Source organism: Serratia sp. Ae19-1 (genome assembly GCF_059801225.1).
This window is the reverse complement of record NZ_JBCHWD010000004.1, coordinates 270,258-286,638: the sequence shown is the minus strand read 5'-3', so window position 1 is coordinate 286,638 and position 16,381 is coordinate 270,258. Positions and strand designations below refer to the sequence as shown.

Below are 16,381 nucleotides of genomic sequence, written 5' to 3'. Positions count from 1 at the left end.
AGCCCCCGGCGGCTATTTCTGCGCGGTTTCGGCGCGCAAACGGCCGACCTCCGCCTTCAAGTCAGGCCACGGCGACTGACCGGCGTAGTGCTGCCGCAGGTAGTTGAGCAGTATGGCGATCTGCGCGTCATCCAGGTTATAGCGGAAGCCCGGCATATAGCCCAGTTCGGCGTTGGCCGGCCGCTGTATGCCATCCAGCACCACGCGAATGGCGTTGTCCGGCGTGGCGGCGAACAGGTTGGTATTCAGCGCCAGAGACGGCCGCACCCCCGCCATCTGCGCGCCTTTCTCCTGCGCATGGCAAGCCATGCAGGCGCCGGAAAACAGCCGTGCCCCCTGCGAATTCAAGGGCTCAACCTGGCGCTCCGCCTGGGCGTTCAAGGCTGCCGCCGTGGCGCCCGACGCCGTTTCAGGATGATAGCTGCGCAGATAGACGGCGATCGCCTGCAAATCGGCCTGCGGCAAGCGTGACAGCCCTTCTTCGATCACCGGCGCCATCGGGCCGGCGGCGACGCCGTGGTTGGCCGAGTAGCCGGTGCGCATGAAATCGACCAGATCCTGCTGCGTCCAGACGAGCGGCGCAGGCGAGCGAGCGGTCAACGCCGGCGCTGTCCAGCCTTCCGCCACTCCGCCCGCCAGGTGATCGGCGCCGGTTTTCTCACCGAACAGCACGTTGCGCGGCGAATGGCAGGCGCTGCAGTGCCCCAGCCCTTCGACCAGGTAAGCGCCGCGGTTCCAGTCGGCGCTCTGAGCAGGATCTTCCTTCATCGCGCCCGGCGTCAGGAATAGCCAGTTCCAGGCGAAGATGCCCTGACGCATATTGAACGGGAAGTGCAAATCGGTGGCCGGCGGCCGAGATTTCACCGCTGGCTGCGACATCAGGTAGGCGTACAGCGCCTGCAGATCGGCGTCGCTGGTGCGGGTAAAGGCGGTATAAGGAAACGCCGGATAGAGATAGCGCCCCTGCCGATCGACGCCGTGCCGCATGGCGCGCTCAAACGCCGCGTAGCTCCAGCTGCCGATGCCGGTTTCCACGTCCGGCGTGATGTTGGTGGTGTAAATGGTGCCGAACGGGATCTCCATCGCCAGCCCGCCGGTATTGCGCTCGCCGCCCGAGCGGGTATGGCACACCGCGCAGTCGCCGAGATCGGCCAGCGTTTTGCCGCGCGCGATCTGCGCCTGGCTGAAGCTGTGCGCCGCATCGGCGGCAAGCGGCGCGATTTCCGGCTGCCAGCTGGCGACAACGCCGGCCACCACAACGGCGAGCACCGTTACGCCGCCCCATCCGGCGATCTTTTTCATCTTGTTCATGATTGCTGTCCTTGTTCGTGACGGGGTTTAGTGACCGGCCTGAGCACGCAGCGCGGCCAGTACGCGTGCCGGCGTGAACGGCACCTCGCGCAGGCGCACGCCGAGCGCGTCAAACAGTGCGTTGCCAATCGCCGCCGCACTCGGCACCGAGGCAGACTCTCCGGCGCCCATCGGCGCTTCGTCCGGACGGTCGATCAGTTGGATATCGATCTGCGGCAGTTCGTCAAAGCGCAGGATGGGATACCCTCCCCAGTCCAATGACGTCACGCCCGTCTCGTTGAAGGTCACGAACTCTTTCAGCACCCGGCTGGCGGACTGGATGATGTTGCCATGCACCTGATGGCGCACCCCGGCCGGGTTGATCATGCGACCGCAGTCGTGCGCCACGAAGATTTTATCGAGCGTGATCTGCCCGGAAAGGCGATTGACGCGAAGATCGCACACCCAGGCCGCCCAGGCGGCGCCAAAGCCAGGGAATTTGCTGTGGAAATAGCGCGCATAGGCGAAGCCGCGGCCGTTCACCACTTCGGCGCCGGCGGCGCGCGACCGGTGCGCCGGGCCATCTTGCCAGTTCGCCTGCCGCTTCAGGGCCTCGATCAGGGCCACCGCGCGCGGATCGTTCAGATAACGCAGGCGGAAGGCGATCGGATCCTCGCCGGCGCGCCAGGCCAGCTCGTCGATCCAGGATTCGTGAGCGAACACGTTGGGCAAGGCCGATACGCCTCGCATCCACGACGCCCGTACGATCGGCGCAGCGTCCTGACAAATCACCCGCATGTGCGGGTAGTCGTATTGCGGAATGGCGGTGCGATCGCCCATTTGCTGCACATCGGCCCGGTTGGCCACTTTGCCGGTCAACACCAGCGGCAGGGTCACGGCGTTGTTGGAGGGATAGCTGGTTTTCAGCTCGTAGGCCGCCACCCGGTTTTGCGCGTCCAGACCGCCGCGCACCCGGATCAGCTGGCCGGTGCCTTTCGGCTCCCAGCCGGACTCCTGTTCACGCATCAGCTGTACCCGCACCGGGCGACCGGTCGCCCGCGCCAGCAGGGCCGCGTCCGCCGAAACGTCATCGGCGCAGTTGCGGCCATAGCAACCGGAGGCCTCCATGCGGGTGATGTGCACCTGCTCGGACGGCAACTCGAGCAGCCTGGCGATGTCTTTGCGCAGATCGTGCGGATTTTGCGTGCCAGACCACACCTGCGCCCGCCCGTCTTTAACGTCGGCGACCGCGCAGGAAGGGCCGATCGAGGCGTGCTGATGGTAGGGCCAGACATAGTCTGCCCGCACTTCGGTATGCAGTGCCGCCAGCGCGGCGTCCGTGCCCGCATCGTCGCGCAGCACGCGGTCGTTTTTCGGATTGGCCTCCAGCGCGGCGGGCAGCGCTTCAGGCGACAGATCCGGCAACCCGGCCCAGGATTTCCATTCGGTTTTCAGCTGGCGCATGGCGGCGATCGCCTGCTCTTCGCGCTCGGCCACGATGCCGATGAAATCGTTGATCACCACCAGTCTCACGATGCCCGGCAGGTGCGCGATCGACCCTTCATCCACTGACAACAGGCCGCCGCCCAGCGGCGCGCTGCTGTCTGCGCCCACATAAGGTGGACGCACCACCCGGCCATGCAACATGCCGGGCAGGCGCAGATCGTGCACATAGGTCAGCGCGCCGCTCACTTTGGCCGGAATATCGACCCGGGCGACGGCGCGGCCGACATAACGGTTCTGTTGTTCGCTGTTCAGCTGAACATTTTTATCCAACGCGACGTGCAGATTCTGCCCGCTCGCCAGTTGCGCATAGCTCAACGAACGCCCCGGCTGTTGCGTCACAAACACGTGGCCGGCCGCCGCCGTCAACTGTTCGGCCGGCAGTTCGAAAGCCTTGGCCGCCAGCGCCGTCAGCATGTGGCGCACCTGCGCCGCCGCCTGCCGCAGCGGCACCGACGTCACCTGAATGGTGGCGCTGGCGATGGTCGGCCCCTGATCCGGCGTGCGTTGCGTATCGCCAAGGATCATCGTCACTTGCTCGAACGGCACGCAGATTTCATCGGCGACGATCTGCGCCAGCGCGGTGCGAATGCCGGTGCCCAGATCGACGTGGCCGTTGAATGCCGTCACCCGCCCGTCGGCGGTGAGGCTGATAAAGCTGTCCACCCTGTCCAGCGGAAGATCGGCGGGCGTTGAGGCGGGTTCGGCGGCGAAGGCGTTAAACGATGCGGGCAGCAGGCTGCTGACCATCACCACACCGCCGGCCTGTAGCAGCTGTCGGCGGGTCAGTTCGAGACGGCTCATGCTTGCCTCCGCGCTGCCAGCAGTTCGCGAGCGCGTTCGGCGGCGCGCAAAATCTCAAGATGGGTGCCGCAGCGGCACAGGTTATAGGCCAGCTCTTTCTTGATCGCCTGTTCGTCCGCCTCGGGTTCACGTTCGAACAGCGCGACCAGCGTCATGATCATGCCGTTGGCGCAGTAGCCGCATTGCGCCGCCTGCTCATCGATAAATCCCTGCTGCACCGGATGCAGCGCTTCCGATGTGCCCAGGCCCTCCAGCGTGGTGACCGATTGGTTGCCTACCGCGGACAGCGGCATTGAGCAAGAACGTGCGGCGACGCCGTTGAGCAGCACCGTGCAGGCGCCGCACTCCCCCAGGCCGCAGCCATATTTGGGGCCGTTCAATTGCAGATCGTTGCGTAACACGTACAGCAGCGGCGTGTCGGGCGAGACGTCGCCGAGTGGAACCACTCGGCCGTTAACATTGATTTCCATGGTGAAACTATCCCTCAAATTAACGGATTTAATCCGTAACATCGTTGCCATGAGCAGTCAGGCAAGATATTTATCATTATCGTCAAAAGACCTGATGATGTTAAGGGAATGTAGCCGTGACGGCTTTAACGAAAAGTGGGTATTTTCTATAAATTTCCTATAGATAAGCCCGGTTTTATGGTTGCCCGCCGTGATTATTGTCGTTCGTCAATCCGGCTTCGGCACCGTCGACCAGCAGCCTGACGCCCGCCTCGAACAGCCTGTCTGCGCCCTTCTCCTGCAATCCTTCCCAGCCTTCGCACAGCAGCGGGTAACGCCGACGGTCGGCCTCGTTCAGCGCGTCATCAGGCTGCATTTGCTGTTCTTCCAGCACCCAGCCCACCACGAAGCGGCCAACGGCGAACAGCAGGTTAACCGCGCGTTCCGGCGTAAATCCCGCCCGGCACAACAGCGCCACCTTGGCCTCGATGATCGCGAACTGCGGTTCCTGCGGACGGGTGCCGGCATGCAGGCGCGCACCGTCGCGGTAAGCCAGCAACGCGCGGCGAAAGTTGACCGCGTTGGCGGTGACCCAGGCTCGCCAGGGCATGTCAGCGGGTATCTCTTCACGGTGATCCAGCATGATGGTTTCCGCCATCGCCTTCAGCAGCTCGGCCTTGTTCTTGAAATGCCAATAAAGCGTGGGCGATTGTACGCCCAGATGTTGCGCCAGACGGCGGGTGCTCAGGGCGTCGATGCCGATGTCATTCAGCAGCTCCAGCGCCCCGCGCAGCACGGTTTCGCGCGTTAAACGCGCCGCGGTATTTTTTTCGCTCATCTCTCTATCACTGATAGGGTAACTGTGGAATACTCATTACTCTATCACTGTTAGAGTCACGATTTTGAAAAAACCTATGCTGGTTATTTTGTTGACGGTGCTGCTGGATGCGGTGGGCATCGGTCTGATCATGCCTATCCTGCCGGCGCTGTTGCGCTCGCTGGGCGGTCTCGATGCCGGCAGCGTGCATTACGGCGCTCTGTTGGCGGCCTATGCGTTGATGCAATTCCTGTTTTCACCAATCCTCGGCGCGCTGAGCGATCGTTTCGGCCGGCGCCCGGTGCTGTTGATTTCGCTCGCCGGCGCGGCGGCCGACTACCTGCTGATGGCGTTCGCGCCGACGCTGGCCTGGCTCTATCTGGGCCGGTTGCTGGCGGGCATCACCGGCGCCAACATGGCGGTCGCCACCGCCTATGTCACCGATATTACCCCTGCCGGCCAACGCGCGCGGCGTTTCGGCCTGGTGGGTGCCGTATTCGGCGTCGGCTTTATCGTCGGCCCGCTGCTCGGCGGCTCACTGGGCGAATGGCATCTGCATGCCCCCTTCCTGGCGGCGGCGGTGATGAACGCCATCAACCTGGCGTTGGCGTTTTTCCTGTTGCCCGAATCGCGTAAACCCAGCTCCCGCACCGCCGAGAAAATCCGGCTTAATCCCTTTTCTTCATTGCGGCGATTGCACGGCAAGCCGGGCCTGCTGCCGCTGGCCGGCATTTACCTGATCATGGCGCTGGCCTCTCAGGCGCCGGCTACGCTGTGGATTTTATACGGTCAGGATCGCTTCGGCTGGAGCATGATGTTGGCGGGCCTGTCGCTGGCCGGTTACGGCGCCTGCCACGCGCTGTCGCAGGCCTTTGCCGTCGGCCCGCTGGTCGCACGGCTCGGCGAGCGCAAGGCGCTGCTGATCGGCCTGGCCGCCGACGCGCTGGGCATGCTGCTGCTGTCGATCGCCACGCGCGGCTGGGCGCCGTTCGTCCTGCTGCCGTTGTTTGCGGCGGGCGGCATGGCGTTGCCCGCGCTGCAGGCGCTGATGGCGCACAAGGTGGACGACGACCATCAGGGCGAGCTGCAGGGGACGCTGTCCAGCATGGGCAGCCTGATCGGCGTCGCCGGGCCGCTGGTAGCGACGGCGCTGTACGCCGCCACGCGCGATGTCTGGCCCGGCCTGGTCTGGGCGCTGGCCGCCGCCCTGTATCTGCTGGCCCCGCCGCTGCTGGCACGTTCGCGCGCCAGGGATATGGCGCCGTAACTTTGCCAATCTTTAGCTTTGGAAAGCAAAAACCGGCATTTTGCCGCCGGAATAAGCTGGCCTATGCTGACACTGTGTGATGAAACGCGTTTTCATGGCATGTCTTCCGGAACGTTTTGCTTTAATTTGTTCGTCGTGAACTTTGGGCCGCCCCTGACTGGTGCGGCTTTTCTTTTGCTTCGGCAGTGCCAGCGGCGGTGAATTTTGCTATGTTAACCTGCAGATAAGCTTCCCGTTTTCAGCCGCCGGACCGACTCATGTTCACCCATAAAGCAATCGCCGAGCTCAACGCCCTGGAGCTGATGGTTTATAACTACGTCAGCAAACACAAAAATCAGGTGATGTACATGACCATCCGCGAGCTGGCGGAGGCCGCCGGCGTGTCCACCACCACCGTGCTGCGGTTTTGCAAAAAAATGGGCTGTGACGGCTATTCGGAATTTCGCATCCGTTTCAAACTGTACCTCGAGCAAAGCGACGCGCCGCCGCTCGATTCCGGCATCGGCGAAATCCTCAGCTTTTTTAAAAGCGTCAGCAACGAAGAGTTTAATCAGCTGATCGATCAGGCGGTGCAGCATATCGCCGCCGCCGAGCGAATTATTTTCGTCGGCATCAGTACGTCAGGCGCATTGGGGAAATATGGCGCGCGTTTCTTCTCCAACGTCGGGAAATTCAGCACCCATATCGACGATCCTTATTATCCGGTCAACAGCGATATGTATAAAAACGCGGTGGCGATCATGCTGTCGGTCTCCGGCGAGACCGAAGAGATCCTGCGGTTGGCGAGCCAGTTCAGTCTGCACCACTGCAAAATCATCAGCATCACCAACAACGAAACCTCTTCGCTCGCGCGGCTGGCGGACTTCAACCTCTCTTACCACGTTCCGCAGCATTTGATCGGCGGCCATCATAATATTACCACGCAGATCCCCGTGCTTTACATTATTGAAACCATCGGCAAACGGCTCGGGCATATTAATTCGGCAAAATAAAACAGGCTGTTTTTTTATTGTGACAAATCACTTTTCACGGTGATTTGTTATATCGTGACATTTCTTTCGGTATTGGTACTCTATTCTCAACGCAGCGTGATTACCCTTCATTAAATAAACCGATGAGACATTGACGATGAAACAGTTGCCGAAGGATTTTCTGTGGGGGGGCGCGGTCGCCGCGCACCAGGTTGAAGGCGGTTGGGATCGGGGCGGCAAAGGCCCAAGCATCGCCGACGTGCTGTCCGGCGGTTCGCACGGCGTCGATCGCGTGATGACCGACGGCGTGCTCGATGGCTACCGTTACCCCAACCATGAAGCGGTGGACTTCTACGGCCGCTACAAACAAGACGTGGCGCTGTTCGCCGAGATGGGGTTCAAATGCTTCCGCACCTCGATCGCCTGGACGCGCATCTTCCCGAACGGCGACGAAACGGCGCCGAACGAAGCCGGCCTGCAGTTTTACGACGATCTGTTCGATGAGCTGCTGAAATACGGCATCCAGCCGGTGATCACCCTGTCCCACTTCGAAATGCCTTACCATTTGGTGAAAACCTACGGCGGCTGGAAAAACCGCCGGGTGGTGGAGTTTTTCGTGCGCTTTAGCGAAGTGGTGATGCGCCGCTACCGCGAGAAGGTGAAGTACTGGATGACCTTCAACGAGATCAACAACCAGAGCAACTACCGCTACCCGCTGTTCGGCTACTGCTGTTCCGGCGTGGATTACACCCAGGAAGACAATCCGGAGCAGGCACTGTATCAGGTGTTGCACCACCAGTTCGTCGCCAGTGCGCAGGTGGTCAAACTCGGCCATCAGATCAACCCGGAGTTCAAGATCGGCTGCATGCTGGCCTGCGTGCCGTTCTACCCTTATTCCTGCAAGCCGGACGACGTGATGTACGCCGTGGAAGCGATGCACCAGCGCTATCTGTACACCGACGTGCAGATGCGCGGCTACTACCCAAGCTATCTGCTGCGCGACTGGGAACGCAAAGGGCTGAAGATCGAGATGCAGCCGCAGGACGCCCAGATCCTGCGCGAGGGCTGCACCGACTACATCGGCTTCAGCTATTACATGAGCAACGCGCTGCAGGCCAACGCGGTGGAAGGCAGCGACGGCATGTTCGGTTTCCCGGGCAACGTGCCGAACCCGCACGTCAAGGCTTCCGACTGGGGTTGGCAGATCGATCCGGTCGGGCTGCGCTACTCGCTGAACGTATTGTATGAACGCTACCAGAAGCCGCTGTTTATCGTGGAAAACGGCTTCGGCGCCTTCGACAAGGTGGAAGCGGACGGCCAGATCAACGATGACTATCGCATCGACTATCTGCGTGCTCATATCGAAGAGATGAAGAAAGCGGTGATTGAAGACGGCGTGGATCTGATCGGCTACACCCCTTGGGGCTGCATCGACTGCGTGTCGTTCACCACCGGTGAGTACAGCAAACGCTACGGCTTTATCTACGTCGATAAACACGACGACGGCACCGGTACGCTTGAGCGCTCGCGCAAGAAGAGCTTCGACTGGTACCGCCGGGTCATCGCCAGCAACGGCGAACAGCTGTAACGGCGTGGCAGACAATCAGGGGCGATGTTCGCCCCTTTTTTTATTGCGCCTTACTCCGCCGTCTGCCCGGCGGCGAGGTACTTCGCCATTTCCACCGGCGGCACCATGCCGCCGCCGGTCGCCCACACCAGATGCGTCGCCTGCGCCAGACTCTCCGCGCTCACGCCTTGCCCGCTCAACGGTTGCGCATTGGCCGCCATGCGCCACGGCCCGGCCATGCCGGCCAGCGCAGACGGCTCCAGCTGGATATGTTCGTGCCGATCCAACAACCCGAGCAACGCGAACATCTCCTCGTCGCTCAGGGTGTAAAACGCGCTCAGCAGGCGTTCCATCGCCCGGCCGACAAAGCCGGAGGCGCGCCCCACCGCCAATCCGTCCGCCGCTGTGCGGTTGTCGATGCCGAGATCTTGCACCGCAATCCCGTCATGCAGCCCGCTGTAAACCCCGAGCAGCATGCAGGGCGAATGGGTCGGCTCGGCGAAAACGCAGTGAACGTGATCGCCGAACGCCAGCTTGAGGCCAAACGCCACGCCGCCCGGCCCGCCACCGACGCCGCACGGCAGATAAACGAACAGCGGATGCTGCGCGTCCACCACGATGCCCTGTTCGGCGAACTGCCGCTTCAGGCGGCCGCCGGCCACCGCATAGCCAAGGAACAGGGTTTGCGAGTTTTCATCGTCGATAAAGAAACAACGCGGATCGTTCGCCGCCTGTTTGCGGCCCTGCTCCACCGCCACGCCGTAATCTTCGGCGTATTCCACCACCGTCACGCCGTTGTCGCGCAGCTTCTGCTTCTTCCACGCCCGCGCATCCGCCGACATGTGCACGCTGACGTCAAATCCCAGGCGGGCGCTGATGATGCCGATGGATAATCCCAGATTGCCCGTCGATCCGACGGCGATACGGTATTGGCTGAAGAACTGACGGAACTCGTCGGAAAACAACCGGGCGTAGTCATCACCGGTCTGCAGCAGCCCCGCCTCCAGCGCCAGCTTCTCCGCGTGCGTCAGCACTTCATAGATGCCGCCGCGCGCCTTGATTGAACCGGAGATCGGCAGATGGCTGTCCTTTTTCAACAGCAGTTTCCCACCCAGAGTGTGCCCGTAGCGGCGATCCAGCGCCTGCTGCATGGCGGGGATCGCCACCAGTTCGGATTCGATGATCCCGCCAGTGGGCTGGGTTTCCGGGAAGGCCGCGGCGAGATATGGCGCAAAGCGCGCCAGGCGCTGCTCGGCTTCGGCCACGTCGGCGGCGCTCAGCCCGACATGAGGCAGCCCTGCGGCCAGCGTGGTCGCACGCGGATTGAACCAGGTGATCGGCTCAAGAGCAACCATGCGTTGCAGCAGCGGATGCTGCGCGATCCACGGTTGAATCTGTGATTGGTGCATAAGTGTCCCTGACTGAGTTGGCATTGCCGTCACCATGCCGCGAACGCCGGCGGCTGACAAATGATAAATTCTGCTCTTGGGATGCAACAGATTGATGCAAACCCGGCGCTACCCGGCGGCGACGCCAAACAACATGCCGACGCCGGAGGAGACCGCCATCGCCAGGGCGCTCCAGATGAGGATGCGCGCGACGCCCGGCAAGATCGGCGCACCGCCGGTTTTTGCGGCGATGCCGCCGAGCACGCCGAGGGAAATCAGCGCCGAGACCACCAGCGCCGGCCGCGTCCAGTCGAGCGGCGCCCACAGCGCCACCAGTAGCGGCAACAGCGCGCCGAGGGAGAAACTCAGCGCCGACGCTAACGCCGCCTGCAGCGGCCGGGCGCGCGTGGCGGAGGAAATGCCCAGCTCGTCGCGCGCATGCGCCTCCAGCGCATCGTGCGCCATCAGCTTTTCCGCTACCTGCCGGGCCAGTGCCGGATCCAGGCCGCGATGCACGTAGATTGACGTCAGTTCACGAAACTCCCCCGGGTAGTCTTCAAGCAGCTCCGCCTGCTCCTCAGCCAGGGCAGCCTTTTCGGTATCCGCCTGCGACGATACCGACACATACTCGCCGGTGGCCATCGACATCGCGCCCGCCACCCACCCGGCGACGCCGGCGATCATCAACGCGGAATGCGAGGCGCTGGCCGCCGCCACGCCCAGCAGCAGGCTGGCCGTTGAGACAATGCCGTCGTTGGCGCCGAGCACCGCCGCCCGCAGCCAGCCGATGCGCTCAATACTGTGCCGCTCTCGGTGCATCCGTTCTCTCCTTCTCGATCTTGCCGCTAGTCTCGCGCTGCCGCTTCCAGGCCGGCGATGTCGATTTTGCCCATCAATAGCATCGCTTCCGTCACCCGCCGCACGCGGGCGGCGTCAGGGTCGTTCATCAACTCCGTCAGACGCCGCGGCACAATCTGCCAGCACAGCCCCCAACGATCGCGCAGCCAACCGCACTGCTCCGCCTCGCCGCCTTCGCTCAGCGCATCCCACAGCCGGTCGACCTCCGCCTGATCGTCGCACTCCACCATCACGGAGAAACTGTGGTTGAACGGATCCAGCGGCCCGGCTTCGATCGCCGCGTAGCGCTGGTCGCCCAGGGTGAAGGAGGCCAGCTTCACGCTGCCGGCCGGGCCGCTCGGCGTATCCGCCGGCAGATCGGAAAACCAGTTCACGGACGAACCGGGAATCAGCGCGACATAGCAGTTCAGCGCCGCCTCCATGTCTTTTTCAAACCACAGATGTTGCGTAATTCTGGCCATCTGCGCCTCCTTCACTCATCAAGGATTGGCGCGAACCCGCCAAAGATCATGCGCTTGCCGTCAAACGGCATCTCGCCCAGCGCCTTCATGCGCGGATCGCTCATCATTTTCTCGTTGGCGGCGTCGCGCACCGCCTTGGAGGGATACTCGATCCAGCTGAACACCACCACTTCGCCTTCCTGCGCCTTCACCGCGCCGCGAAAGTCGGTCAGTTTGCCGTCGGGCACATCATCACCCCAACACTCCACGATGCGCGTGGCGCCAAACTCTTTGAACAATGGCACCGTTGCAGCCGCCAACCGGTGATACGCCTCCTTGTTGGCGGCCGGCACCGCCACCACAAACCCGTCGATGTATTTCATCCTGGCATCCTCTTGTCTGTTTAAGGACAGTCGGTTTAACGCAGGCGGAGTTGCCTGCACCCCCTACCAGTTTAGACGGCGGGGGCGCTGCGCGGATCGCAAGTTAGCGGCCGGGGGCCGGCGGCGGGTAAGACTCAGGCGTGGCGACCCGGTTGCGGCCGGCATTTTTTGCTTTGTATACCGCCAGATCCGCCAGTTTCAGCAGATCCGCCAGGCTATGGCCGGAACCGCCCGTACAGGTCACCATGCCGATGCTGACGGTGATCTGCAGCGGATGGCCGGCCGGCATGGTGATCGACTCCGCTTCGATGCGTTGCCGCAGCCGTTCGGCCAGCTGCAATCCCTGCTGCGGCTGGCCGAGCGTCGAGACAATGGCAAACTCTTCGCCACCCATGCGGCCAAACAGATCATTGACGCTCAGATCGGCGGCGATCGCGCGGGTAAAGGCCATCAGCGCCTGATCGCCGCCGGCGTGGCCGAAACGGTCATTAATCGATTTGAAATAGTCGATATCGAGCATCATGACGCAAACCAGCTCGCCTTTTTGGTCAATCACCCGTTCGCCGCGCTGCATAAACGCATTGCGCGTCAACACATGCGTCAAGGCGTCGTGATTCGCCACATGCTCCAGGGTGCGCAACAGCGCATTGCGCGCATAGTTCATGCTGGCGACGGCGATCGGCCCCAGCGCCAACAGCGCAATGCCCAAACGCATCGACACCGCGTTCTGCAACACCTTCATATCGAGCGTCGTGCTCAACAGCCCGAAATCGATCGCCAGATGGCACCACAGCACGTAAACCAGCACCGCGATCATGGTGCTGAACAGTGAAAAGGACATCGCCAGCCACAGCAGCACCGGCATTGGAAAGATCACCGCGCCGGGCCCGCCGATCAGCACGCTGCAAACCGCCGCTAGCGCCAGCAGCGCCAACACCGCAAGTTTTTGCCCCGCCTGCGGCCATTGGCTGCGCTGCATCAGCATGGCGCAAGCCGCGCGCAGGCGATGTCGCCAATCGATGGGAAACACCAGAATGAACGGCATCAGCGTGACGTAATTGGTGAATTCGGACGAGAACCACAGCGCCAGCGAGGTCAAATAGGGTCTGCCGAACAGCCACTGAGAGGCGACGGCGCCCGCCACGCCGGTGACGGCAGCGGCGGCCAGGCAGATGCCGAACAGATACATGCTTGAAGCGCCGCGCTGCAACATGCGCGCCGGTGGCGACAGCCGCATGAACAGCCAATACCCTGCCACCACGCCGGAAAGATTGGCGGCATTCAATAGCAGCGCCTTTTCCAGCGAACTGCCGGTCAACAGGTCCGCCGCCAGATAGCCCAGCACCGCCATGCCCCAGCCGGCGCAGGTGGCCCACTGCGGGCGGCGCACCAAAACGGCCAGCAGCACGGCGTTTACCGGCCAGAATATCGCCAGAAAGCTGCCGGGACGGCTCACGATACCCAGCAGGCACAGCGCAAACACCAGCAAAAAGATGAGGGTCGCGGGCCAGATTTTACGGGTATCGGACAACGGGATGGTTTGCATCTTGGATCCAGAGACTTTCGCTAGCGTAAAGTGACAGTCTTTTCGCGTCACAACCGTCGAACAAGGAGAACACACACGGCCGACCCGGCTATTATTGCCAGTTTTGCCAGCGCGGGCATCTGTTTATTCATCAAGGGAAAATATATTTGTGTATCAATATATTGACGGCAACCAGCTACCAGACGCAGAAACTGCCGAAACGCTGCCGTCACCTTGATCTTTGTGGCCAATCCGGCGAATTTATACCGGCAAAACCGCCATGCTTTTCACTGATGGCAAAATAAAATCTTGCAATGCGCGAAGGGCGCCAACTTCCTCTATCTAATTTCATCAAATGATAATTATAATGATAATCGTTACTATTTATTATTTTACCATGGAATGATATGCGCCAGTCAGTTCTTCGCCACCCCTACAAAAGCAAAAAAAATCCCATTCTGCGTACGCTGCCCCTGTTTGCCGGCCTGTTTCCCGCCCTGACGATCGCCGCCGTGACCGACGCTAAATCGGAGGAGTCCATCACAGTAACCGCCGCCCCGCTGCCTGCCGGCAGCTATAGCGCCGATACCGCTTCGACCGGCAGCAAAACCGCAGCGCCGATCGCCGAGGTGCCGCAATCGATCAGCGTTGTCACCTCTCAGGTGATTGACGACTTCCAGGTCAAAAGCGTCAATGACGCGATGAAGTTCGTCAGCGGCGTCACCCAGGGCAACACACTCGGCGGCACCGAGGACGGCTTTGTCAAACGCGGTTTTGGGGTCAACTCCGACGGTTCGGTGTTCATCGACGGCGTACGCAGCAACCAGGGGTTGAGCATGGACGCCACCACCGAACGCGTCGAGGTGCTGAAAGGCTCCGCTTCACTGCTTTACGGTATCCTCAGCCCTGGCGGCATCATCAATCTGATCGGTAAAAAACCGCAGTATGACTGGAACACCCGCATCAGCGGCGCCACCAACAGCTTTGGCGGCGGCAGCGGCAGTGTCGATGTCACCGGCCCGCTGGGCGGCGGCTTCGCCTTTCGCCTGATCGCCGAACGTCAGCACGCGGATTACTGGCGCAACTTCGGCAGCGACGAACACACGCTGCTCGCCCCCTCGCTCAGTTGGTTCGGCGACAAAGCCTCCTTTAACATCGCCTACAGCGAATATAAGTACGACATTCCTTACGATCGCGGCACCGCATTTATCGACGGTAAACCGGTCGATGTGCCCTACAACCGCCGGCTTGATGATTACGCCAACCGCGCCTGGGGCAAAAACAAACGCCTGAGCGCCCATTATGAATACGCGCTGGATCCGATCTGGACCACCCGCGTCAACTACGCGTGGCTGCAGCGCCGTTACGACAGTAACGAAGTGCGCGCCACCGCCGTCGATACCACGACCGGCATCGTTTCGCGCCGCGCCGACGCCAACCGAGGCTTTAATCACCAGACCCACTACTACTCGTGGGATCTGACCGGCTCGCCGGAGGTATTCGGCATGCAGCATGACCTGCTGCTGGGCGTGGACTACGAGAAAAACCAGACCTATAAGGCGTATTCCTATCGCGGCAAGGTGTCGAAGACCTTCAACATGTACGATCCGACCTATGGCGAAACGCCTGTCACTGACAGTACGACCTACAGCGACGCGGCGAGCAATCTGCGCGCCACGCTGTTCAGCCGCTCTCTGTACGCCAAGGACAGCATTCATCTCACCGAGCGATGGATCGCGGTGCTGGGCGCGCGCTATCAGTCGTATTATCAGAACAACAGCAACGGTTTCCGGCAGCCGAAAAATACGCTCAATGACAAAGATAACCAGTTTTTGCCGCAGGCGGGACTGGTGTATAAGTTGACGCCGAGCCTGTCGCTGTACGGCAACTACAGCCGTTCCTTCACGCCATCCACCGCCATCGACGACAATGGCAACGTCGCCACGCCGGAAACCGGCACCACTTATGAAGTGGGCGGCAAATGGCAAGTCACCCCGGCGTTTGACGCCACGCTGGCGCTCTATCGCATCGATGAAAGCAATATGTCGATCTTTATCAACGGCGTGACCCGCAGCATTCCCAAAGCGCGCTCCACCGGCGTCGAACTGGAGTTGAACGGCGAAGTGGCGCGCAACTGGGATCTCACCGCCAACTACAGCTACGACAAGACCGAAATCGTTGAAGACAATCTCAACCCGGCCAACGTCGGCAATCGGCTGGTCAACGCCCCGACCAACATGGGCGGCCTGTACCTCAGCCACCGCATGACGTTGCCGGTGGTGCCCGGCGAGGTGCGCGTTGGCGGCGGCGCACGCTACGTCGGCCGCCGCGCCGGCGATCCGGAGAACAGCTTCACCATGCCGGCCTATACCGTGGCGGATGCGTTTGTCGCCTGGGACAGCAAACTGTTGGGGAAACATACTCAGCTGAAGCTGAATGTGAAAAACCTGTTCAACCGCGAATATTATGCCTCCAGCGCCGGCAATTTACGCGTGATTGAGGGGGAACCGCGCAGCCTGAGCCTGCAGGTGACGGTCGATTTCTAACCTGCCTATTGTCGGGCGCCGTTTGGCGCCCGTTTTCATTTCACCGGGCGTCAAAGCGCCTTGCGATACATCACAAATCCGGGACGATCCGCCACCTTGTCATACAGCCGCATCGCCGTCTGGTTGGTTTCATGGGTATTCCAATAGACGCGCGGCAACCCCAGCTGCTGCGCACGCTCGTAAACCGCCGCGATCAGCGCCCTCGCCACCCCTTTACCGCGCACCGCCTCTGCGGTGAACAGATCCTGCAGATAGCAGTTGGGCTGCAGCTGAATGGTGCTGCGGTGCAGCAGATAGTGCGTTAATCCAACCACCTGCCCCTGATGCTCGGCGACCAGCGCGAACATCGGCTCGTAGGCGTCGAAAAAACGCCGCCAGGTGGTTTGCGTCACTTCGTCCGGCAACGCCGTTGCCCCCTCCCGGCCGTAAAAGGCGTTATACCCCTGCCACAGCGCCAACCAGGCGGCGTAATCCCGTTGTTCCAGCGATCTGACCACGATGCTTTCGCTCATGATGTCCTCTGCGATGATGTAAAAATGCCCGCCTCCAGCATAGAACAGCAAACGTCAACGC

Annotated in this window: 14 protein-coding genes; 4 read left to right on the top strand and 10 right to left on the bottom strand. The window is 61.6% G+C overall.

Annotated elements, in window-relative coordinates; genetic code table 11:
- Window positions 1-12: 12 nt before the first annotated feature.
- The 4 genes from AAIE04_RS14060 to tetR form a co-directional block, all read right to left on the bottom strand.
- Window positions 13-1,311: a c-type cytochrome gene (locus tag AAIE04_RS14060; RefSeq protein ID WP_498577163.1), complete on the bottom strand. Its 1,299-nt coding sequence runs from the start codon at window positions 1,309-1,311 to the stop codon at window positions 13-15.
- Between the two features lie 27 nt (window positions 1,312-1,338).
- Complete coding sequence (locus AAIE04_RS14055) at window positions 1,339-3,597, bottom strand: xanthine dehydrogenase family protein molybdopterin-binding subunit (RefSeq protein ID WP_498577162.1); 2,259 nt, start codon at window positions 3,595-3,597, stop codon at window positions 1,339-1,341.
- Window positions 3,594-4,067, bottom strand: a complete 474-nt coding sequence (locus tag AAIE04_RS14050; RefSeq protein ID WP_498577161.1) for a (2Fe-2S)-binding protein — start codon at window positions 4,065-4,067, stop codon at window positions 3,594-3,596. The genes AAIE04_RS14055 and AAIE04_RS14050 overlap by 4 nt, the downstream gene beginning before the upstream one ends.
- 175 nt (window positions 4,068-4,242) lie before the next feature.
- The gene (gene tetR / locus AAIE04_RS14045; RefSeq protein WP_498577160.1) at window positions 4,243-4,884 is read right to left on the bottom strand and encodes a tetracycline resistance transcriptional repressor TetR; all 642 of its coding nucleotides are present in this window, start codon (window positions 4,882-4,884) and stop codon (window positions 4,243-4,245) included.
- A gap of 64 nt (window positions 4,885-4,948) precedes the next feature.
- On the opposite strand from tetR, the gene tet(41) reads away from it, so the two are divergent.
- The 3 genes from tet(41) to AAIE04_RS14030 all read left to right on the top strand — a co-directional run bounded on the left by tet(41) (window position 4,949) and on the right by AAIE04_RS14030 (window position 8,689).
- Complete coding sequence (gene tet(41) / locus AAIE04_RS14040) at window positions 4,949-6,130, top strand: tetracycline efflux MFS transporter Tet(41) (RefSeq protein WP_063919501.1); 1,182 nt, start codon at window positions 4,949-4,951, stop codon at window positions 6,128-6,130.
- A gap of 257 nt (window positions 6,131-6,387) precedes the next feature.
- Complete coding sequence (locus AAIE04_RS14035; RefSeq protein WP_498577159.1) at window positions 6,388-7,122, top strand: MurR/RpiR family transcriptional regulator; 735 nt, start codon at window positions 6,388-6,390, stop codon at window positions 7,120-7,122.
- Between the two features lie 130 nt (window positions 7,123-7,252).
- Window positions 7,253-8,689 (top strand): 6-phospho-beta-glucosidase, encoded by a 1,437-nt coding sequence (locus tag AAIE04_RS14030; protein ID WP_025159763.1) that lies wholly within the window; start codon window positions 7,253-7,255, stop codon window positions 8,687-8,689.
- Between the two features lie 50 nt (window positions 8,690-8,739).
- Here AAIE04_RS14030 and dsdA read toward each other — a convergent pair whose 3' ends face one another.
- The 5 genes from dsdA to AAIE04_RS14005 form a co-directional block, all read right to left on the bottom strand.
- Entirely contained in the window at window positions 8,740-10,077 is a 1,338-nt protein-coding gene (dsdA, locus tag AAIE04_RS14025) for a D-serine ammonia-lyase (protein ID WP_498577158.1), read from the bottom strand.
- 108 nt (window positions 10,078-10,185) lie between these two features.
- Window positions 10,186-10,875 (bottom strand): VIT1/CCC1 transporter family protein, encoded by a 690-nt coding sequence (locus tag AAIE04_RS14020; RefSeq protein WP_063919503.1) that lies wholly within the window; start codon window positions 10,873-10,875, stop codon window positions 10,186-10,188.
- 26 nt (window positions 10,876-10,901) lie between these two features.
- The gene (locus tag AAIE04_RS14015; RefSeq protein ID WP_060439899.1) at window positions 10,902-11,375 is read right to left on the bottom strand and encodes a VOC family protein; all 474 of its coding nucleotides are present in this window, start codon (window positions 11,373-11,375) and stop codon (window positions 10,902-10,904) included.
- A gap of 11 nt (window positions 11,376-11,386) precedes the next feature.
- On the bottom strand, window positions 11,387-11,737 hold the full coding sequence (locus AAIE04_RS14010; RefSeq protein WP_063919504.1) for a DUF1428 domain-containing protein: 351 nt from the start codon (window positions 11,735-11,737) through the stop codon (window positions 11,387-11,389).
- Between the two features lie 103 nt (window positions 11,738-11,840).
- Window positions 11,841-13,283: a GGDEF domain-containing protein gene (locus AAIE04_RS14005; RefSeq protein WP_019455415.1), complete on the bottom strand. Its 1,443-nt coding sequence runs from the start codon at window positions 13,281-13,283 to the stop codon at window positions 11,841-11,843.
- Between the two features lie 386 nt (window positions 13,284-13,669).
- Between AAIE04_RS14005 and AAIE04_RS14000 the strand changes: the two genes are divergently transcribed.
- Entirely contained in the window at window positions 13,670-15,808 is a 2,139-nt protein-coding gene (locus AAIE04_RS14000) for a TonB-dependent siderophore receptor (protein WP_498577157.1), read from the top strand.
- A gap of 50 nt (window positions 15,809-15,858) precedes the next feature.
- Here AAIE04_RS14000 and AAIE04_RS13995 read toward each other — a convergent pair whose 3' ends face one another.
- On the bottom strand, window positions 15,859-16,320 hold the full coding sequence (locus AAIE04_RS13995; RefSeq protein WP_498577156.1) for a GNAT family N-acetyltransferase: 462 nt from the start codon (window positions 16,318-16,320) through the stop codon (window positions 15,859-15,861).
- Window positions 16,321-16,381 lie beyond the last annotated feature (61 nt).